The organism is Spirillospora sp. NPDC047279, assembly GCF_040643285.1.
Classification (GTDB): Bacteria; Actinomycetota; Actinomycetes; order Streptosporangiales; family Streptosporangiaceae; genus Spirillospora.
Genome location: NZ_JBEYUA010000017.1, coordinates 118373 through 138528, shown reverse-complemented (window position 1 = coordinate 138528; position 20156 = coordinate 118373). Strand labels below are relative to the sequence as shown.

The 20156-nt window shown below is 73.9% G+C and carries 17 protein-coding genes; 12 read left to right on the top strand and 5 right to left on the bottom strand.

From position 1 onward, the window contains the following. Window positions 1-3: 3 nt before the first annotated feature. The 6 genes from ABZ810_RS36285 (at window position 4) to ABZ810_RS36260 (ending at window position 7999) form a co-directional block, all read left to right on the top strand. The gene (locus ABZ810_RS36285; RefSeq protein WP_358411019.1) at window positions 4-711 is read left to right on the top strand and encodes a response regulator transcription factor; all 708 of its coding nucleotides are present in this window, start codon (window positions 4-6) and stop codon (window positions 709-711) included. After that, window positions 711-2150 carry a HAMP domain-containing sensor histidine kinase gene (locus tag ABZ810_RS36280; protein ID WP_358411189.1) on the top strand — a complete coding sequence of 480 codons (1440 nt, stop codon included), beginning with the start codon at window positions 711-713 and terminating at the stop codon, window positions 2148-2150. The genes ABZ810_RS36285 and ABZ810_RS36280 overlap by 1 nt, the downstream gene beginning before the upstream one ends. A gap of 120 nt (window positions 2151-2270) precedes the next feature. Beyond that, a complete protein-coding gene (locus tag ABZ810_RS36275; RefSeq protein ID WP_358411017.1) occupies window positions 2271-3527 on the top strand; it encodes a bifunctional glycosyltransferase family 2/GtrA family protein in 1257 nt (418 codons plus the stop codon). Then, a complete protein-coding gene (locus ABZ810_RS36270) occupies window positions 3524-5659 on the top strand; it encodes a glycosyltransferase family 39 protein (protein WP_358411015.1) in 2136 nt (711 codons plus the stop codon). The genes ABZ810_RS36275 and ABZ810_RS36270 overlap by 4 nt, the downstream gene beginning before the upstream one ends. A gap of 4 nt (window positions 5660-5663) precedes the next feature. After that, window positions 5664-7646, top strand: a complete 1983-nt coding sequence (locus ABZ810_RS36265; RefSeq protein WP_358411014.1) for a glycosyltransferase family 39 protein — start codon at window positions 5664-5666, stop codon at window positions 7644-7646. A 53-nt stretch (window positions 7647-7699) separates the two neighbouring features. Then, on the top strand, window positions 7700-7999 hold the full coding sequence (locus tag ABZ810_RS36260) for a 4a-hydroxytetrahydrobiopterin dehydratase (protein WP_358411012.1): 300 nt from the start codon (window positions 7700-7702) through the stop codon (window positions 7997-7999). A gap of 71 nt (window positions 8000-8070) precedes the next feature. Here ABZ810_RS36260 and ABZ810_RS36255 read toward each other — a convergent pair whose 3' ends face one another. From ABZ810_RS36255 to ABZ810_RS36245, 3 genes are read right to left on the bottom strand one after another with little or no spacing between them, the layout of a single operon-like run. Then, a complete protein-coding gene (locus ABZ810_RS36255) occupies window positions 8071-8856 on the bottom strand; it encodes an SDR family oxidoreductase (RefSeq protein ID WP_358411011.1) in 786 nt (261 codons plus the stop codon). A gap of 10 nt (window positions 8857-8866) precedes the next feature. Beyond that, window positions 8867-9025, bottom strand: coding sequence for a hypothetical protein (locus ABZ810_RS36250; protein ID WP_358411009.1), 159 nt, complete (start codon window positions 9023-9025; stop codon window positions 8867-8869). Continuing rightward, window positions 9022-10869 carry a hypothetical protein gene (locus tag ABZ810_RS36245; protein WP_358411008.1) on the bottom strand — a complete coding sequence of 616 codons (1848 nt, stop codon included), beginning with the start codon at window positions 10867-10869 and terminating at the stop codon, window positions 9022-9024. Before ABZ810_RS36245 ends, ABZ810_RS36250 begins: the two co-directional genes overlap by 4 nt. Window positions 10870-11226: 357 nt before the next feature. On the opposite strand from ABZ810_RS36245, the gene ABZ810_RS36240 reads away from it, so the two are divergent. From ABZ810_RS36240 to ABZ810_RS36225, 4 genes are all read left to right on the top strand, one after another. Next, window positions 11227-11430, top strand: coding sequence for a hypothetical protein (locus ABZ810_RS36240; protein WP_358411006.1), 204 nt, complete (start codon window positions 11227-11229; stop codon window positions 11428-11430). 3 nt (window positions 11431-11433) lie between these two features. Further along, window positions 11434-12738, top strand: coding sequence for a hypothetical protein (locus ABZ810_RS36235; protein ID WP_358411005.1), 1305 nt, complete (start codon window positions 11434-11436; stop codon window positions 12736-12738). Window positions 12739-14221: 1483 nt separating this feature from the next. Further along, on the top strand, window positions 14222-15184 hold the full coding sequence (locus ABZ810_RS36230; protein ID WP_358411003.1) for a WYL domain-containing protein: 963 nt from the start codon (window positions 14222-14224) through the stop codon (window positions 15182-15184). A 227-nt stretch (window positions 15185-15411) separates the two neighbouring features. Further along, a complete protein-coding gene (locus ABZ810_RS36225; protein WP_358411002.1) occupies window positions 15412-15876 on the top strand; it encodes an SRPBCC family protein in 465 nt (154 codons plus the stop codon). Window positions 15877-15972: 96 nt separating this feature from the next. On the opposite strand, the gene ABZ810_RS36220 is transcribed toward ABZ810_RS36225, so the two are convergent. Both ABZ810_RS36220 and ABZ810_RS36215 read right to left on the bottom strand, forming a co-directional pair. Continuing rightward, window positions 15973-16752 (bottom strand): alpha/beta hydrolase, encoded by a 780-nt coding sequence (locus tag ABZ810_RS36220; protein WP_358411000.1) that lies wholly within the window; start codon window positions 16750-16752, stop codon window positions 15973-15975. A 43-nt stretch (window positions 16753-16795) separates the two neighbouring features. Further along, window positions 16796-17731, bottom strand: a complete 936-nt coding sequence (locus ABZ810_RS36215; protein ID WP_358410999.1) for a LysR family transcriptional regulator — start codon at window positions 17729-17731, stop codon at window positions 16796-16798. 84 nt (window positions 17732-17815) lie between these two features. Between ABZ810_RS36215 and ABZ810_RS36210 the strand changes: the two genes are divergently transcribed. Continuing rightward, window positions 17816-18880 (top strand): aminotransferase class V-fold PLP-dependent enzyme, encoded by a 1065-nt coding sequence (locus ABZ810_RS36210; protein WP_358410998.1) that lies wholly within the window; start codon window positions 17816-17818, stop codon window positions 18878-18880. A 132-nt stretch (window positions 18881-19012) separates the two neighbouring features. Next, window positions 19013-20149 (top strand): serine hydrolase domain-containing protein, encoded by a 1137-nt coding sequence (locus ABZ810_RS36205; RefSeq protein ID WP_358410996.1) that lies wholly within the window; start codon window positions 19013-19015, stop codon window positions 20147-20149. Window positions 20150-20156 lie beyond the last annotated feature (7 nt).

Genomic DNA, 20156 nt, shown 5'->3' with positions numbered 1-20156 from the left:
TGCATGGAGCCGCCTGCCCGCATTCTGGTCGTGGACGACGAACCCGCCGTCCGGGAGTCGCTGGTCAGGAGCCTGGAGTTCGAGGGCTACGGGGTGACCGAGGCCGCCGACGGCATGACGGCGCTGGAGCGGGTCGAGCGCGACAAGCCCGACCTGGTCGTGCTGGACGTGCTGATGCCCCGGATGGACGGGCTCACCGCCTGCCGCCGCATGCGCGCCGTGGGCGCCGGCATGCCGGTGCTGATGCTGACCGCCCGCGACATGGTCGGCGACCGGGTCACCGGCCTGGACGCCGGCGCCGACGACTACCTGGTCAAGCCGTTCGAGCTGGACGAACTGCTGGCGCGCATCCGCGCGCTGCTGCGCCGCAGCTCGATGGCCGCCACCTCCGGCGACAAGCCCGACCAGGAGATCCTCACCTTCGACGACCTGCGGATGAACACCCTGACCCGCGAGGTGACCCGGGCCGGCAAGCCGCTGGAGCTGACCCGCACCGAGTACATGCTGCTGGAGATGTTCCTGCTGCACCCGCGCCAGGTCCTCACCCGCGAGCAGATCCTGGAGACGGTCTGGGGCTTCGACTTCGAGCCCGCCTCCAACTCCCTCGACGTGTACGTGATGTACCTGCGCCGCAAGACCGAGATCGACGGGATGCCGCGGCTCGTGCACACCGTGCGCGGCGTCGGCTACGTGCTCCGCTCGGCGGCGTGATGAAACGTCTCACGCTGCGCGCCCGCCTGGCCCTGCTGGTGGCCACGGCCGTGGCGCTGGCGGTCGCGGCGTGCGCCACCACCAGCTGGTTCCTGGTGCGCGGCGAGCTCTACAACGAGCTGGACCGGCGGCTGCGGAGCGCGGCGGGCCCGCCCGGCGGCAAGGACGAGCCGGGGCGGCGGTTCTGGCGGTTCGGCCGCCAGCTCGGCTACGACCTGAGCACCTGCAGCTCGACGGCGAGCAACGAGGGCGTCAACCAGCCGCCGCCGGGACCGTACGCGATCCTGCAGCTGGTGACCGCGGACGGCAGGGCCTGCACGGTGCCCTACGCGGGATCGCTCACGATCACCGACGCCGACGTCCAGGTGGCCAAGCGCGAGCGCGAGAGCGTGCTGCGCGACGGCACGGGCGTCGACCGGTACGGCGAGCAGATCGGCGTCCGCGTCTACACGGTGCCGTTCACCGCCGAGGACGGCACGCAGGCCGCGGTGTCCTACGCGTTGTCGCTCGAGGAGGTCGAGGGGCCGCTGAGCACGCTGGCGTGGCTGCTCATCGCGGTGTCCGCGCTGGGCGTCCTGGTGTCGGCGGGGGCGGGCCTGGTCGTCGCGCGGGCGTCGCTGCGGCCGGTGGACGAGCTGACCGGCGTCGTCGAGCACATCGCCCGCACCGAGGACCTCGACACCAGCATCCCGGCCGAGGGCGCCGACGAGATCGCGCGGCTGAGCCGCTCGTTCAACACGATGACCGCCGCGCTCGCCGCGTCCCGCGACCGCCAGCAGCAGCTGATCGCCGACGCGGGACATGAGCTGCGCACGCCGCTGACCAGCCTGCGCACCAACATCGATCTGCTGCTGCGGTCCCAGGAGACCGGCCGCGAGCTGCCGCCCGAGACCCGGCACCGGATGCTGGTGAGCGTCAAGGCGCAGATGCAGGAGCTGTCGAGCCTGGTCGGCGACCTGCTCGAGCTTGCCCGCCCCGACCAGGACGAGCCCGTGCAGGAGGAGGTCGCGCTGCACGAGGTGGTCGCGCGCGCCGTCGACCGTGCCCGGCTGCGCGGCCCCGGCCTGCGCATCACCGCCGAGACCAAGCCCTGGTACGTGCACGGCGACCCGTCGTCGCTGGAGCGGGCCGTGGTCAACCTGCTGGACAACGCGGTGAAGTTCAGCCCGCCCGACGAGACGGTGGACGTGCGGCTGGCCGGCGGTGAGCTGACCGTCCGCGACCACGGCCCGGGCATCGACCCCGACGACCTGCCGCACGTGTTCGACCGGTTCTACCGGTCCACGTCGGCGCGCAGCCTGCCCGGCTCGGGGCTGGGCCTGTCGATCGTCGCCCGCGTCGTGCACGAGAGCGGCGGCGAGGTGGCGCTGGAACCCGCCGACGGCGGCGGGACGCTGGCCCGCCTCCGGCTTCCCGGCACGATCTCGGCACGCGACTGAGCCGTTTCCCCGCCTCCTCTGTGCCTCCTCTGTGCCTCCTGACAGGGGCACCGCCGCTTTCTCATCCGCGGTTAATGATCGGCTCAGGCCACTCCCACACCGGCTGACGACGGTGGTCTCATGAGCCAACTGGTCACCGAGACGGCCTCTCCTGCCAGGACACAGCCGAGACGGCGCCTGGTCGAAGTGGTCGTGCCCGTATACAACGAGGAACACGTCCTGGACGCCAGCGTCCGGCGGTTGCACTCCTACCTGAGCGAGACGTTCCCCTATCCCTTTCGCGTCACCGTCGCCGACAACGCCAGCACCGACCGGACCTGGCACGTCGCCGAGGCGCTGAGCGCCGAGCTGCCGGACGTGCGCGCGGTGCGGCTGGAGCGCAAGGGGCGGGGCAGGGCGCTGCGGCACGTGTGGAGCGGCAGCGAGGCCGACGTGGTCGCCTACATGGACGTGGACCTGTCCACCGACCTGGACGCCTTCCTGCCGCTGGTCGCGCCGCTCATCTCCGGGCACAGCGACCTGGCGATCGGCAGCCGGCTCTCGCGCGGCTCGGCCGTGGTGCGCGGCCCCAAGCGTGAGATCATCTCGCGTTGCTACAACCTGCTGCTGCGCACCGCGCTGGCGGCGCGCTTCTCCGACGCGCAGTGCGGCTTCAAGGCCGCCCGCACCGAGATCGTCCAGGCGCTGCTGCCGTCGGTGGAGGACGAGGAGTGGTTCTTCGACACCGAGCTCCTGCTGCTCGCCGAGCGCAACGGCCTGCGGATCCATGAGGTGCCCGTCGACTGGGTGGACGATCCCGACAGCCGTGTGGACGTGCTGCGGACCGCGATGGACGACCTGAAGGGGATGGCGCGGGTGGGACGTCGGATGCTGACCGGCGCGTTCCGTGCACCGGTGGGCGGCCGGCCGCGTCCGGCCTCGCAGGACGGGCCCGCGCTGCCCACGGGGATGGCGCGGCAGCTGCCCAGCTTCGCCATCATCGGGATCATCAGCACGCTGGCGCAGCTGCTGCTGTACGTGCTGCTGCGCACCGTGACCGGGCCGTTCGCGGCGAACGCGCTGTCGCTGGTGATCACGGCGATCGGCAACACCGCCGCCAACCGCCGCTTCACCTTCGGCGTGACCGGCGCCCAGGGCGCGTTCCGGCAGCAGATCGAGGGCGGCGTGGCGTTCCTGCTCGGGCTGACCCTCAGCACCGGCGGCCTGGCGATCCTGCACGCGGCCGCGCCGGACGCCTCCCGCACCGTCGAGCTCGCCGCGCTGATCTGCGCGAACGGCGTGGCGACGCTGGTGCGGTTCCTGCTCATGCGCGCGTGGGTGTTCCACCCGCGCCGCCTCCAGACCCAGCCGACGATCTCCGGGGGAGACGACCGATGACGACCTTCCAGCCGATCTCGCCACCTCAGGCGGAGTCACCGCCCGAACGGCGGCCGAGCCGGGGACGGTTCGCGCGGCTGTTCCTGGGACCTCCCGAGGACCCGGCCTGGGTACGCCCGCTGTTGTGGGGCATCCTGCTCATGGCGGGCGCCCTGTACGCGTGGGGGATGTCGGCGAGCGGATACGCCAACTCCTACTACTCGGCCGCGGTCAAGAGCGGCACCCAGAGCTGGAGCGCGTTCTTCTTCGGCTCGCTGGACGCGGGGAACTTCATCACCGTCGACAAGCCGCCGATGGCGTTGTGGGCCCAGGTGGTGTCGGCGCGGATCCTCGGGTTCTCCACGTTCAGCCTGCTGCTGCCGCAGGTGCTGATGGGGATCGCGGCGGTCGCGGTCCTCTACGCCACGGTGCGGCGAGCGTTCGGGTACAAGGCCGCGCTCGTCGCGGCGGCGGTGCTGGCGCTGACGCCGATCACGGTCGCGATCGACCGCGACAACAACCCCGACACGCTGCTGGTGCTGCTCATGGTGCTGGCGGCCTGGGCGGCTCAGCGGTCGATCGAGACCGGCCGCTGGCGGTGGCTGGCGGCGGCGGCGTTCTTCGTCGGCTGCGGCTTCAACACCAAGATGATGCAGGCCTACCTGGTGGTGCCGGCGCTCGCGCTGGCCTACCTCGTCGCCGCCCGGACCGGCGTGGTCCGGCGGATCGTGCACCTGCTGGGCGCGGGCGTGGTGCTCGCGGCGTCCAGCTTCTGGTGGATGCTGGTCGTCGACCTGCTGCCCGCCGACAAGCGCCCGTTCATCGGCGGCAGCACCGACGGCACCGTGTGGGATCTGGTCATCGGCTACAACGGCCTGGGCCGGATCTTCGGCGAGGGCGGCGGCCCCGGTGGCGGTCCGGGCGGCGGCCGCGGCGGCGGTGCGAGCTTCGGCGGCGAGTCCGGCATCGGCCGGCTGTTCAACGACATCATGGGCGGCCAGATCTCCTGGCTCCTGATCTTCGCCGCGATCGCGCTGGTCGCGGGCCTGGTCCTGGTCTGGAAGCGGCCGCGCACCGACCTGGCGCGTGCGGCCCTGCTGATCTGGGGCGGCTGGCTGCTGGTGCACTTCCTGGTGTTCAGCCTGGCCGAGGGCACCTTCCACCCCTACTACGCCACGGCGATGGCGCCGGCGATCGCGGCGCTGACGGGTGCGGGCGCGGTCCTGATGTACGAGGCGTACCGGCGTTCGTGGTCGTGGGCCTGGGTGCTGCCGGCGGCGGTCGCCGCCACCGGTGCCTGGTCGTTCGTCCTGCTCGGCCGTACTCCCGACTGGAACCCGTGGCTGCGCTGGCTGGTCGCGGCGGTGACCGTGCTGGCCGTGGTCGCGCTGCTGGCCGGACGCGCGCGGCGCCCGGTCGCGGTGGCCGGTCTGGCGCTGGCGCTCGTCGCGGGCCTGGCCGGTCCCGGCGCGTACGCGGTGTCGGCGGCGTCCTCGCCGGTCAACGGCACCAACCCGCTGGCCGGGCCGTCCTCGGGGATGGGCTTCGGCGGCCCCGGCGGCCGTCCGGGCGGCGGCGGAACGCGCGGCGGGAGGCCGCCCGGCATGGGCGGCGGCATGCCGCAGGGAACACCTCCCGGCATGGGCCAGGGCCAGCAGGGCAACGGCCGGCCGAACAACGGCGGGGCCGGCGACGGGCAGCAGGGTGACGGCCGGTCGTCCAGCGGGCAGCAACGTCCGGGTCCCCCGTCGGGTGGATTCGGCGGCGGCATGCGCGGCGGCGGACCCGGCGGGCAGGTCGACACGCAGATGACCGACTACCTGGAGAAGCACCAGGGCGCCGCCGAGTGGCTCGTCGCGGTCTCCAGCGCGCAGCAGGCGTCGTCGCTGATCCTGCGGACCGGCAAGCCGGTGATCGCGATGGGCGGCTTCACCGGCAGCGACCCGGCGATGACGGTGGACAAGCTCCAGCAGTACGTCAAGGAGGGCAAGCTCCACTACGTCCTGCTCGGCGGAGGCGGCGGCCCCGGGGGCGGCGACTCCGAGGTCACCGCGTGGGTGCAGAAGAACGGGAAGCTCGTCGACGCGTCCGACTACGGAAGCTCGTCATCGTCGTCCTCGGGCAGCGGTGCACAGCTCTACTACCTGGGGTGATCGGGTGACCTCCACGCGCTGGAACCGGATGGCGCTCGCCGCGCTGCTGGTGCTGACGGCCGTCCTGTACCTGTGGGACCTGGGGTCCTCGGGGTGGGCGAACGCGTTCTACTCGGCGGCGGTCCAGGCGGGCGCGTCGGACTGGACGGCGTTCTTCTTCGGGTCGTCGGACGCGGCCAACGCCATCACGGTCGACAAGACACCGGCCGCGTTGTGGCCGATGGCGCTGGCGGCGCGCGTCTTCGGGGTGAACTCCTGGAGCATCCTGGTGCCGCAGGCGCTGATGGGCGTGGCCACGGTCGGCACGCTGTACGCGACGGTGCGCCGCGCGTTCGGCGCCGGGGCGGGGCTGCTGGCCGGCGCCGCCCTGGCGCTGACGCCGGTGGCGGCGCTGATGTTCCGCTTCAACAATCCCGACGCGATGCTGGTCCTGCTGCTCACGGTGGCGGCGTACGCGCTGCTGCGGGCGCAGGAGAACGCGCGCACGGGCTGGCTGCTGCTGGCGGGGTCGTGCGTGGGGTTCGCGTTCCTGGCCAAGATGTTGCAGGCGTTCCTGGTGGTGCCGGTGTTCGCGCTGGTCTACCTGGTGGCGGCACCGACGCCGGTGCGGCGCAGGATCTGGCAGCTGCTGCTGGCCGGGCTGGCGATGCTGGTGTCGGCGGGCTGGTGGGTGCTGGCGGTCGCGCTGGTGCCCGCCGGCTCCCGCCCGTACATCGGCGGCTCGCAGAACAACAGCGTGCTGGAGCTGGCGCTGGGCTACAACGGCCTGGGCCGGTTGAACGGCGACGAGGTCGGCGGGCTGGGGAACCTCAACCAGGACTCGGGCTGGCTGCGGATGTTCGGCGACTCGATCGGCGGCCAGATCTCCTGGCTGCTGCCGGCGGCGCTGATCCTCCTGGCGGCCGGGTCGTGGATCACCCGGCGGGCGCCGCGCACCGACCCCGAGCGCGCCGCGTTCGCGGTGTGGGGCGGGTGGCTGCTGCTCACCGCGCTGATCTTCAGCTTCATGCAGGGGATCTTCCACGAGTACTACACCGTCGCCCTGGCCCCGGCCGTGGCCGCGCTGGTCGGCATGGGCGCGGCGATGTTGTGGCGGCGGCGGGAGCAGCGGGCCGCGACGGTGGTCCTGGCGGCGGTGGTCGCGGTGACGGCGGTGTGGTCGTACGCGCTGCTGGCCCGCACGCAGGACTGGCAGCCGTGGCTGGGGCCCGCGGTCCTGCTCGGCGGCCTGGTCGCGGCGGGGCTGCTGCTGGCGGTGGAGTGGCTGCCGCGCGCGGCGGCGGTCGCGGCGGCGGGGCTGGCGACGGTGATGGCGCTGGCCGGTCCGGCCGCGTACGCCGCCGACACGGTGACCACGCCGCACACCGGCGCGATCGTGACGGCCGGGCCGTCCACCGGCGGTGGGCCGGGCGGTGGTCCCGGCGGTCGCGGCGGGTTCCGCGGACCCGGCGGCGACGGCCGTCCGCCGGGCGCGCAGGCGCGCTTCGGCACCGGGCAGAACCAGCAGAATCAGCAGGGCTGGCCGGGTGGCGGGTCCGGTTCCGGCCGCGGTGGTCCCGGGCAGATGCCGGGCGGCGGCGGTGGCGGCCCGCGCGGGGGCGGCGGGCTGCTGAACGCCGCGACGCCGAGCGGCGAGCTGACCGCGCTGCTGAAGAAGGACGCGTCGTCCTACCGGTGGGTCGCGGCGGCGGTGCGGTCCAACAGCGCGGCCGGCTACCAGCTGGCGACCGGCGAGCCGGTGATGGCGGTCGGCGGGTTCAACGGCACCGACCCGGCGCCCACGCTGGCCCGGTTCCAGCAGTACGTCCGCGAGGGGAAGATCCACTACTTCATCGGGGGCGGTGGCGGGATGGGCGGCGGTCCCGGCGGCGGCATGGGCGGTTCGTCCGGTGGCAGCGACGCCGCTGAGCAGATCAGCGAATGGGTCGCGGCGACCTACACGGCGACGACGGTCGGCGGGGTGAGCGTGTACGACCTGACGCGGTGACCTTGGAGTGGTGTACTCGGGGGACCACGGGGCCGAGCGAAAGGAGCGAGCCGATGGCCGAGACCCTCGACGACGCCGCCATCACCACCCACCTCAAGGACCTGCCCGACTGGGCGCGGGAGGGCGACGAGATCCGCCGGGAGCTGAAGGCTCCGTCGTTCCTGGCGGGCATCGACCTGGTGGTCGAGGTCGCCCGGGCGGCCGAGAAGGCCGACCACCATCCCGACATCGACGTCCGCTGGCGGACCGTGACGTTCGCGCTGACCACCCACAGCGCGGGCGGGCTGACCGGCAAGGACTTCGACCTGGCCCGGCGGATCGACCAGATCGCCGCCGACCACGCGGCCCAGTAGCGGGCGGCGCGGCCGGCGGCGCCGGTGAGCCATGCGGCCGGCGGCGCCGGTGAGTCATGCCGCCGGCGGCGTCAGTGGGCGGAGAGGCCGCCGTCGACGAAGAGGGCCTGGCCGGTGACGTACGCCGAGCCGGGCCCGGCCAGGAACACCGCGGCGGAGGCGAAGTCGTCGGCCAGCCCGTTGCGGCCGGCCATGGTGCGGGCGGCCAGCGCCGCGACCTTCTCGGTGTCGGAGGCCAGCCGGGCGTTCAGCGGTGTCAGGACGAACCCGGGCACCAGGGTGTTGCTGGTGACGCCGCGGACCGACCACGCCTCGGCCTGCGAGCGCGCCAGCGACTCCAGGCCTCCCTTGGAGACGCCGTAGACGCCGCTCTGCACGAAGGCGCGGTGGGCCTGCTGCGACGAGACGTGGATGATGCGGCCGTACCCGCGCCCGGCCATGCCCGGCCCGAACCGTTCGCCCAGCAGGAACGGGGCGCGCAGGTTGACCGCCATGGTGACGTCCCAGACGTCGTCGCCGATCTCGCCCATCGGGGGCCGCAGGTTGACCCCTGCGGAGTTGACCAGGATGTCGGGCTCGCCGAACGGCTTGACCGCGTCCTCGGCGGCGGCGCGCACCGCGTCGGCGTCGCCCAGGTCGGCGCTGACCCGGGCGGCGCGGCAGCCGTGCGACTCCAGTTCGGCGACGGTGTCGTCCAGTTCGCTCTCGCGGCGAGCGATCACCACGACGCTCGCGCCCGCCCGCGCCAGCGCGGTGGCGATCGCGCGGCCGATCCCCGAGCTGCCCCCGGTGACCAGCGCGACCTTCCCGTCGAGGGAGAACAGCGAGGACAGGTACGCCGACTGCGGTGAGGTCATGTCCCGCACCCTAGAGGGTGTCGCCGGGCTCCTCCTCGTCCCCCTGCCGGCGGTCCCGCCAGATCACCACCGCGATCACCGCGACCACGATGAAGGTGGGCACGAAGAACGGCACGGCGCTGATGATCGGGTGGGTGGCCAGGACCCCGTCGACCGTGCCGGCCGTCATGCGGTGACCTTCGGCGGTGCGGCGTCGGCGGGGGTCTCGGCCGGTTCGGGGAGCGTGCGGGCGATGCGCGCGACGCCCCAGCCGAGCGCGATGACCAGGACGAGGGTGCAGAAGAGCACCACCGAGGAGGACGCCAGCCACAACCAGCCGGGGACGTCGGACTTCAGCTCGCGCTGGAGGATCTTCTTCTCGCTCTGGACGTCGCGGGTGAAGCTCTGCGGCGCGGGCAGTTCCTTGGCGCCGATGGCGGGGTCGGCGGGCATGTAGATGGGCACGCCCGCCAGCGTGCGGCCGTCGTGGATGCGGATGAGGGTCTTCCAGTCGCCGTGCAGCGGCATGGGGGCGCTGGTGCGGTAGACGCCCTGGCTCTCGCGGATGAGCGGCTCGACGTGCAGGCCCTGGCCCTGCCAGCCGGTGATGGCGACCCAGGCGGGGTCGTCGACGGCGTCGCGCGGGGACAGCTCGATGCGGGCGTGCGCGGTGCGGTCGGCGGCGCCGCCGCGCACGTCGGTGAGGGTGACGGTGGCCTTCTCGCCGGTGGGGACGTTGATCACCAGGCCGTTGGCGACGGCCGCCGCGGCGCCGACGAGGGCGGCGGCGAACAACGTGCGGGAGACCGCGGGTCTGGGCAGCCGTCCTTCGAGTCCTTCGGCGAGCAGGGCGCCGCACAGGCCGCCGGCCACGCCGCCGACGATCGCCATGATCATGCCTTCGACGAGGATGTCGCCGGTCCAGGGCAGCTTCATGGCGAACCGGCTCCAGCCGAACTCGGCGCCGAACCCGGCCGTGCCGATGAGCACGCCGCTGACCGCGCCGAGGGCTATCGGGCGGCGGACGAGCAGCAGCGCGGCCAGTTCCACGCACAGCGCCTCGGCGAAGTAGAGCGGCACCGAGGCCCACAGCTCGCCGATGACCGGGCCGACGACGACCGCGACGCCGCCGCGGATCAGCATGTAGAACAGCACGGCGAACAGCGCGCCGCCGCGGCCGACCCACAGGCGGGCGGCGACCAGGGCGCAGCCGGCGGCCAGCGCGATGAGGAACGGCTGGTGGACCAGGCGGAACTGGGGGACGCCGAAGTCGTACTCGGCCTGGAACACCGACAGCCCGATCAGCAGGCCGCCCGACATCATGCCGCGGCGGACCCAGCGCTGCCAGGCGGCGGGCTGGGAGCCGGGCACGTCCTGCCGGGCGCGGCGCCCCTCACGTTCGAGGATCATCATGGCGACCAGCGACAGGCCGGCGCCGCCGATGAGCATGAGGTGGGTCGGCCCCCACAGCGTGACGTCCTGGCCGAAGATGCGGTGCCAGACGTCGTCGAGGGGGAAGCCCAGCAGCGCGTAGAACCCGGCGCCCGCCAGCAGGACGCCGCCGGCCGGCGCGTACCAGTGGCGCGTGATGCGCACGGCCGCGCCGCCGGGGCGTTCGCCCTTGGGCAGGGTGACCGCCAGGACGCCGGCGGTGAAGATGCCGAAGAGCCCGATGAGGATCGGGTAGTGCGCGATGTTGGCCAGCGGGCCCTCGTCGCGGCCGTGCGAGATGTGCAGGGAGATGTCCCAGTACATGCCGAGCAGCGCGGTGATCAGCGACAACATCGCCACGATGCTGGGCAGCGCCGCCCAGCCGGGCAGGCCGCGGCCGGGTCCGCGCTGGGCCAGGGCGGCCAGCCGCGTCAGCACTGTGATCTTTCCGGTGCGGTGGCCCCAGCCGAAGACCAGCAGGAGCGCGGTCAGGAGCGCGGCTCCGCCGGTGGCGATGACGATCTGGTCGAGGGCGGCGCCGCCCGCGGGCTTCTCCGCGGGCGCGGCCAGACGCAGCGCGACGGACAGTCCTGGTTCACTCACTCGATCCCACACGGGTGCTCCCATAGCCGACATAACGGGGTACAAACTCACCCCGGCCGGAGTATGTCATCTCGCTATGTGTCATTGTCTAGTGTCACGGTCTGTGGTGTGAAGCACCCGCAGGGAAGGAGACGCATGAAGGTCGCGGTGTTGAGGACGCTGGCGGCGGCCGTAGCTGCTGGAACGCTCGTGACTGCGGGGGGCTGCGGGGAGCCCGCGCCCTCGTCCGGCGGTACGGCCGGGCCGGGCGCGGCGTCTAGCGCACCCGCCAGCTCGGCCTCACCCTCGGGTAGGAGCGATGTCACCACAGTCACCGCCACCGTCACCAGGGGGAAGGTCAGCACGGCCCAGGGGCGGGTGAAGGTGCGCCGCGGCACCACCGTCCGGATCACCATCACCGGCGACGCCGCCGACGAGTTCCACCTGCACGGCTACGACCGCACCCTCAAGATCACGCCGGGGCGGGCGGCCACCCTGGAGCTCGTCGCCGACACTCCGGGGGTCTTCGAGGCCGAACTGCACCACTCCGGCGCCCGCGTCTTCGAACTCCAGGTGAGCTGAGCGGTGGAGGTCCTCGCACACGGCCTGGGAGGGCGCACCGACCTGCCGCTGGACGCCGTCGCCGCCATCGTCGGCGGGGGAGCCGCGGTGGCCGCCTCGTTCCTGGTGCTGACCGTGGCGTGGCGGCGGCCCCGGCTGCGGCCCGACGGCGGGCGCCCGCTGCCGCCGGGGGCGGCGCGGTTCCTGGACGCCCCGGCGCTCACCCTGGCCGGGCGGGCGCTGGCGCTGGCGGCGGCCGCGTTCGTGGTGGTCGTCGCGTTCGCGGGGCCCGGCGGTGACACCGCCAACCTGGCTCCGTGGGCGCTGTACGTGACGTTCTGGGTCGGCCTGGTCCCGGCCAGCGTGCTGCTGGGACCGGTGTGGCGGCGCGTGAACCCGCTGCGCACGCTGCACGCCGCGCTCTGCGCGATCACCCGGGCCGACCCCGCCGGGCGGCGGCCGCTGCCCGTACGGCTGGGCTACTGGCCCGCCGCGGCGTGGCTGACCGGGTTCGTGTGGCTGGAGCTGGTCGCGCCGCACCGGTCCGACCCGCGCCTGGTGGGCGGCCTGATCCTGGGGTACGCGGCGGTCAACCTGGTGCTGGCCCGGGTGTACGGGCGGGAGTGGTTCACCCGCGGCGACGGGTTCGAGGCCTACTCCAGCCTGCTGGCGCGCCTGTGCCCGGTCGGGCGGCGCGGCGACGGCAGGCTGGTGCTGCGCACCCCGCTGACCGGGCTGATGCGCGTCACCGCCGAACCCGGCCTGGTCGCCGCGGCCTGCGTGCTGATCGGCTCCACCGGCTTCGACGGCATCACCCGCACGACGTACTGGCGCGACAACGTCGACCCCGGCAGCCTGGTCGCGGGCACGCTCGGCCTGGCGGGCTGCGTCGGCGTGGTCACCGTGCTGTACGTGGGCGCGCTGCGGGTGACCGGGTTGCTCACCGGGGAGGACGCGGCGGAGCTACCGGGGCGGTTCGCCGCCACGCTGCTGCCCATCGCGCTCGGCTACACCCTGGCGCACTACTTCTCGTTCTTCCTGCTGGAAGGGCAGATGACCGTCATCCTGGCCAGCGACCCCTTCGGCACCGGCCTGAACCTGCTCGGCTCGACCGGCAACCGGGTCGACTACGGGCTGGCCGGGCCCACGCTCACCGCCCAGGTGCAGGTCAACGCCATCGTCCTCGGCCACATCGCGGCCACCATCGCCGCGCACGACCTCGCCCTGCGCACCCAGCCGCCGGGCCGTACCGTCGCCGGGCAGCTCCCCATCGCGGTCGTCATGGTCGCCCTCACCTGCTTCGGTCTCTTCGCGCTGCTCAGCGGCTGACGTCCCGGAGGCGGCGCCCGCGCCGGCCTCGGCCTTCTTCTTGCGCTTGCGGACCTCGCCGGCCGCCACTCCGATCGCGACGAGGATCGGCACCCAGAACTTCGCACTGGCCAGGATCGCCTTCACCCACCACGGCAGGGTGACGTCGGGAAGGGGGAGGTCGATGTCGATGTCGGGGAGCGGAAGGTCGGGCAGGTCGATCGACGGCTTGGGGATCGAGGGCAGGTCGACGTCGATGTCGGGCAGCAGCGACAGCAGCCACCTGACCAGGATGCCCAGGCCCAGCAGCGGGAACAGCACCTTGGCGGTGGCCGCGAGCGGGTGCCGGGCGGCGTACAGGACCGGGTGCTCGCGCCCCCACGCCTCCCGCCGGGCGGCCCGGCTCCCCTCCGGCGGCCCGAACGGCACGTTCTCGGGCTTCTCCTCGCCCTTCTCGGCCTTCGCGTCGGTCGTGTCCGCGGGCTCGGCCGTGCCGTCGCCGTCCGGCTTCCCGGCCTCGACCTCGGGCTTGTCGCCGTCCTTCTTCGCCGGGGCGAGCTCGACCCTGCTCGCCTCGCCGTCCAGGAGCCCGCGCGGGTCGAAGAGCACGACCACGGTGAGGTCGTCGCCGTAGGCGATCTCGCCCTTGGTGAGGATCTCCTCGGCCGTGCCCGCCTCCGCGCCGTCGGCGTACAGCCGTGCGACGCGCTGCCAGCCGGTGCGCACGGTCTCCACCTCGAGCCGGTGCCCCCGGTGGTCGAGCACCCAGCGGCCTTCGGTGCCGGTCATGACACGCCCCCTGATCGCGGACTGAAGCCTGGTCTCCCCGTTCATCTCCTTCAGGGTGTCGCGGCGCGTCCGGCGGCGATGCGTCCGAAGCTCTAGTCCCGATAGACCAAAGTCGAGATCCGGTGGTCCGGACGGGTGCGTCCGTCCAGACCACCGGATCGGCCCGGCGCGGGCGTGCGGTGCGCAGTCTGTGCGAGGGCCGTGCGGGGGCTAGGGGAGCGTGGGCTTGCCCGGGGACCACAGCCAGGTGGTGAAGCACACCAGCTGGTCAGGCAGCCTGACGCATGCCTGGGATGATCACTTCCATGAGCGAGTTCGACCAGGGCCTGATCACCGCGGCCATCCAAGACCGCGGCCCAGGATGGGAATCTGCAGGCGTCCGGTGGCAGCTCACCATCGGACCCCCACCCTCAAACCTGCGGTCTGGGTCACCTGCGAGAACACCCACACCCTCGCCCAACTCACCGTCTGGACCAGCGGCGAAGCTGACCTCGTCGTCGGCGACGTCAGCACCGGAGCCACCACCAGCACCCACTACGACCTCACAACCCGGCAAGACCTCAACCACTGCCTAGACGACCTCACCGGACACCTACACGCGCCGCAAGGTCATTGACGAATCCCATAGGGACACCCCCCGCCCGTGTCCCGCCGGCCGCGCGGCCCGGGGTGAACGCGGTCAGTTACCGTCCTCGTTCGCGGGGATACTGCGGGGATGAGCGACACGACCTCGGCCCGGCTGCTGCAGCTGCTGTCGCTGCTGCAGACCCGGCGTGAGTGGACCGGCCCGGAGCTGTCGCAGCGGCTGGAGGTGAGCCCGCGGACCGTGCGGCGGGACGTGGAACGGCTGCGCGAGCTGGGATATCCCGTGCACGCCACGCTGGGCAAGATCGGCGGTTACCGGCTCGAGGCGGGCACGGCGATGCCGCCGCTGCTGCTGGACGACGAGGAGGCCGTCGCGATCGCGGTCGGGCTGCGCGGCGCGGCCGGTGGCGCGGTCGCCGGGATCGAGGAGACCTCGGTGCGGGCGCTGGCCAAGCTCGAGCAGGTGCTGCCGGCCCGGTTGCGCGGCCGTGTCCAGGCGCTGAACGCGGCGACCGTGCCGATCGACGGGCCGCCGGCGGGTCCGGTGGTGGCGCCCGAGACGCTGACGGTGCTGGCGTCCGCCGTCCGCGACCACGAGCGGGTGCGGTTCGGCTACCGCGACAAGGACGGCGCGCTGTCGCGGCGGCGGGCCGAGCCGCACGCGCTGGTCCCGGCGAGCCGCCGCTGGTACCTGGTGGCCTACGACCTGGACCGCGCGGACTGGCGGACGTTCCGCGCCGACCGGGTCGAGGACGTCCTGCCCGCCGGTGTGCGGTTCGCGCCGCGCGAGCTGCCCGCCGCCGACGCCGCCGCGTTCGTCCGGCAGGGCCGCGCCGCCGACCGGCCGCGGGTGCGGGCGGTGCTGCGGGTGCACGCCTCGGCCGAACGCCTGGCCGAGCGGTTCCGGGTGAGCGAGGCCGAGCTGGAGCCGGTCGACGGGCGCACCTGCCTGGTGCGGACCGAGCCGGAGTCGCTGGAGTGGACGGCGCTGCGCATCGCGTTCCTGGAGCTGGACTTCGAGGTGGTGGAGCCGCCCGAGCTCGCCGACCGGCTGCGCGACCTGGGCGGCCGCCTGGTGCGCGCCGCAGGCTAGCCGGTTCAGGGTTTCGCCGTCCCTCGTCGTCACTCACTGTCATCATGGGAGGCCGGGGGCAGGAAAGGAACATCCATGGCCGCCTGCCCTCCGTCGCCCGCTCCCGGTCGCCGCCCGCTGCTGCGGGCCGGGCTGGCCCTGACCGCCGCGGCGGGTGTCTGACGCCGGTGTTTGCTGAGGGGTTCCGCGGGCAGGGCTGCGCCCGTTGCCGAAGGAGGGAACCGAACATGAGCACGATCGAGCAGTCGGCCGACGTGGGCGTCCCGGTCCGCACGGCCTACAACCAGTGGACGCAGTTCGAGGACTTCCCCCGCTTCATGGAGGGGGTCGACAGGATCCAGCAGGTGAGCGACACGCGCACGCACTGGGAGACCAGCATCGGCGGGATCCGGCGCGAGTTCGACGCCGAGATCACCGAGCAGGTCCCCGACGAGCGGATCGCGTGGACGTCGGTCGGCGAGCCCCGCCAGGCCGGCGTGGTCACCTTCCACCGGCTGGGGCCCGACCGCACCCGGGTGATGCTCCAGATGGAGTTCGCCCCCGAGGGCGTGGTCGAGAAGGCCGGCGACGCGCTCCACATCGTCGAGCGCCGCGTCAAGGGCGACCTCAAGCGTTTCACCGAGTTCGTGGAGAAGCGCGGCCACGAGACCGGCGGCTGGCGCGGCGAGGTCGGCCAGGACCCGACGTACTGACCCCTCCGGTGGATGCGGGCCCTGCCCCCGCCCGCACCCCCGGGGCCGGCCGGATCGCGAGGGCCGGATCGCGGGGGCCGGATCGCGGGGGCCGGGTCAGTCGAGGACGAAGCCTCGGATGAGCTCGGTGAGCTCGGCGGGGCGTTCGAACAACACCAGGTGCCCGCTGTCGATCTCGGTGTAGCGGCTGCCGGAGATGCCCTCGTGCAGCGCGGCGGGCCCCCAGGCGGGGACGAACTGGTCGCGGGTCAGCTCGACGACCAGGGTCGGCACCGTGACGTGCGGCAGCAGGTCGCGGATGTCGACGCGCAGGTCGAGGTCGATCTGGCGGTCCAGCCCCGGTTCGCGGGAGCCCGCGGCCAGGGCGGCGGCGATGCCGTCGGGGCCGAGCCCTTCGAGGAACGCGGGGCTGAACCCGTTGAGGATCACCTCGCGGTAGAACAACCCGAAGTCGACGCGGTCCAGGTCGCGCCACAGCTCGAACATCAGCTTCTGCCGGGCGTCGCCGGTGTGCGCCCATCCGGCGACCAGCACCAGCCGGCGCACCAGGCCCGGCTCGGTGGCGGCGGCCGCCGCGGCCACGACCGCGCCGAGCGAGAACCCGACCAGGTCGACCGGCCCGTCCACCGCGGCCCGAGCGACGGCGGCCACCTGGCGCGCCAGGCCCCGCACGGTGAGCTCGCCGCCGCCGTCGGTGGTCTTGCCGCTGCCGGAGAAGTCGGGGCGGATGACGGTGCGGTCGGCGGAGAACCCGTCGACCAGGTGCCCCCAGCTGGACTCGCCGCTGCCCTGCGTTCCGTGCACCAGCACCAGTCCGGGGCCGCTGCCCTCGACCTCGTAGTGCACTCCGGCGTCGGCGACGGTGATGGACGGCATGCGGCTCCCCCTGGCGAACGGACACGAATAGTCCGTTATGTCGTCATCGGGGCCGGGGAGTCAAGACCTTGATCGCCGTGGCCGCGGCGGTGAGCTCGTCCAGGAGCGCGGCGACGGCGGGCGGGCGCGCGCCGGCCGGGACGAGCGCGGTGATGCGGCGGCGGCCCAGGTCGGGCAGCGGCGGCACGACGACGCCCGGCTCGTGGTGCAGGGCGAACGCGAGCCCGGGCAGCGCGGTGACCGCCAGGCCGCGGGCGACCAGCCGCTGGACGGCGACGTGGTCGTCGGTGGCGAACGCGATGCGCGGGGTGAATCCGGCCTCCTCGCAGGCGCGGATCAGGTGGCCGCGGCAGCGTTCGCAGCCGGACGCCCAGGTCTCCTCCGCGAGCGCGCCGAGCCCGTCCCGCCCGGCGGGGCCCGCCGCGCCGGCGAGGGCGAGGGGGTGCGAGGCGTGCACGGCGACGCGGACGGGGTCCTCGCACAATTCCACGGCACGCCACCGGGCCTCCTCGTCGGGCGGCGCCGCGGGGTAGGAGAACACCACCGCCAGGTCGGCCTCGCCGGCCCGCAGGGCGGCCAGGGCCTGCGGCGGCTCGGCCTCGACGAGGGTGACCGCGACCTCGGGCGCCCGGTCGCGCAGGGCGGCCAGCGCGTCGGGCAGCAGGGCGGCGGCCGCGGTGGGGAAGACGGCGACGCGGACGCGGCCGGCGCGCAGTCCGGCGAGGGCGGCGATGCGCTCCTCGGTGTCGGCCATCCGGGCCAGGACGTCGTCGACGTGCTCGACCAGGATGCGCCCGGCCTCGGTGAGCCGGACGCCGCGGCCGTGCCGGATCACCAGCGGCGTGCCGACCTCGGCCTCCAGCCGCGCGATGTGGTGGGACACCGCGGGCTGGGTGTAGGACAGCGCCCGCGCCGCGGCGGTCATCGAGCCGGACCGCGCCACCTCGCGCAGGATCCGGCCCCGGTGCAGGTCGAGCATCCCGCCAAGCTATCAATGCTGCTTATGGGAGCTCCAGAGGATCGGACTTTGACCTATGGGCGGGCGTCTGGTGATGATCGGAGCATGAGCCTTCCGATCGCCGAGGCGCGGCGCGCGTTCGCCCCCGAGACCACGTTCCTCAACACCGCCAGCTACGGGCTGCCGCCGCTGCCCGCGCACGAGGCGACGCTGGCGGTCGAGCGCGACCGGGCGGCGGGACGGCTGACCACCGGCCAGATGGACGTGGTCGTGGCGCGGTCGCGCGAGTCGTTCGCGCGGCTGGTCGGGGTGCCGGCCGAGCGGGTGGCGATCGGCCCGCAGGTGTCCTACTTCGTCGGCCTGGTCGCCGAGTCGTTGCCGGCCGGGTCGACGGTGCTGGTGGCCGACGGCGAGTTCACCTCGCTGCTGTTCCCGTTCCTGGCGCGGCCGGAGCTGACCGTGCGCTCGGTGCCGCTGGAGCGCATCGTGGACGCGGTCGACGCCGGCGTCGATCTGGTGGCGGTGTCGGCGGTGCAGTCGGCCGACGGCCGGATCGTGGCGATGGACGACCTGCTCGGCGCGGCCCGCGCGCACGGCGCCCGGGTGCTGCTGGACGCCACGCAGGCCGCCGGGTGGCTGCCGCTGCCCGCGGGCCGGGTCGACCTGATGGTGTGCGGCGGCTACAAGTGGCTGCTGGGCCCGCGCGGCACGTGCTTCCTGACCGGCACCGCCGAGGCCCTGGCGGGGCTGCCGCCGATCGCCGCCGGCTGGTACGCCGGCGCCGACGTGTGGGACTCGATCTACGGCGGGCCGCTGCGGCTGGCCTCGGACGCGCGCCGGGTCGACCTGTCGCCCGCCTGGCCGGCGTGGGCGGGCCAGGCTCCGGCGCTGGAGTTCCTGGAGCGGGTGGGCGTGGAGGCGATCCACCGGCACGACGTGGCGATGGCGGCGCGGTTCCGCGCGGGGCTCGGGCTGCCGGCGGGCGATTCGGCGATCGTGTCGGTGGCGGTGCCCGAGGGCACCGCCGAGCTGCTGAACGACCACCGGGTCAGCGCGGCGGTCCGGGCTGGGCGGCTGCGCTGCGCGTTCCACCTCTACACCACCGAGGCAGACGTGGACCGCGTGCTGGAGCTGCTGGCGGGCCGCGTCATCGTGGACGCCACGGCCTGACCGGGCGCGGCGGCGCGCTGGCGGGTCCCGCCGGGAGGGCCGCGGGGCGGCCCGTCGTCATTCCCGGTCGTCACGCCCGGTCACCGAATCCCGCTCTGGTGGGCGGGTCCCGGGGCGGACTACGGTGCGTTCATGACGCTGATCGACGGCAGGTGCGACGACAGGTTCGGCGGGGTGCGCGAGGCGCTGGCCAGGTCGCTGGAACGCGACGACGTGGGCGCCTCGGCGGCGGTGTACCTGGACGGCGAGGCGGTGGTGGACCTGTGGGGCGGCCACGCCGACGAGGCCCGCACCCGACCGTGGGAGCGCGACACGATCGTCAACGTCTGGTCGACGACCAAGACGATGACGGCGCTGTGCGCGCTGATCCTGGCCGACCGCGGCGAGCTGGAGCTGTCGGCGCCGGTCGCGCGGTACTGGCCGGAGTTCGCCGCCGCGGGCAAGGAGCGGGTGACGGTGGCGCACCTGCTGTCGCACACCGCGGGCCTGCCGAGCTGGGAGAAGCCGCTGCCCACCGAGGCCCTGTACGACTGGGAGGCCGCCACCTCGGCGCTGGCGGCGCAGGCCCCGGCGTGGGAGCCGGGCACCGAGTCGGGCTATCACGCGTTCACCCAGGGTTATCTGGTCGGCGAGGTGATCCGGCGGGTGACCGGTGCGAGCGTCGGCACGTTCTTCGCCGAGCAGGTCGCCGGGCCGCTGGGCGCCGACTTCCACATCGGCCTGGCGCCCGAGCACGACCACCGGGTGGCGCCGGTGATCCCGGCGCCGATGCCGACCGGGGAGGGCCCGGCGATGGCGGCGGCCCGCACGCTGCTGCGCCACTACGGCAACCCGGCGTTCGGCCCCGAGACGGCCAACACGACGGCGTGGCGCCGCGCGGAGGTGCCGGCGGCGGGCGGCCACGGCAACGCGCGTTCGGTCGCGGCGGTGCAGTCGGTGCTGGCGTGCGGGGGAGAGGCGCGGGGCGTGCGGCTGCTGTCGGAGGCGGGCTGCGAGGCGGTGCTGCGCGAGCAGTCCCGCGGCAGGGACCGCTGCCTGGGCGTGCCGCTGGCGTTCGGGATGGGCTACGGCCTCAACGGCGCGGAGACGCCGATCTCGCCGAACCCGCGCACCTGCTTCTGGGGCGGCTGGGGCGGCTCGGTGGTGGTGGTCGACCTGGACGCGCGGATGACGGTGGCGTACACGATGAACCGGATGCTCGGCGGCACGCTCGGCGACGACCGCGGCATCGGCATCGTCCTGGCGGCCTACGCCGCCCTGTCCTCCTGACCTCCTC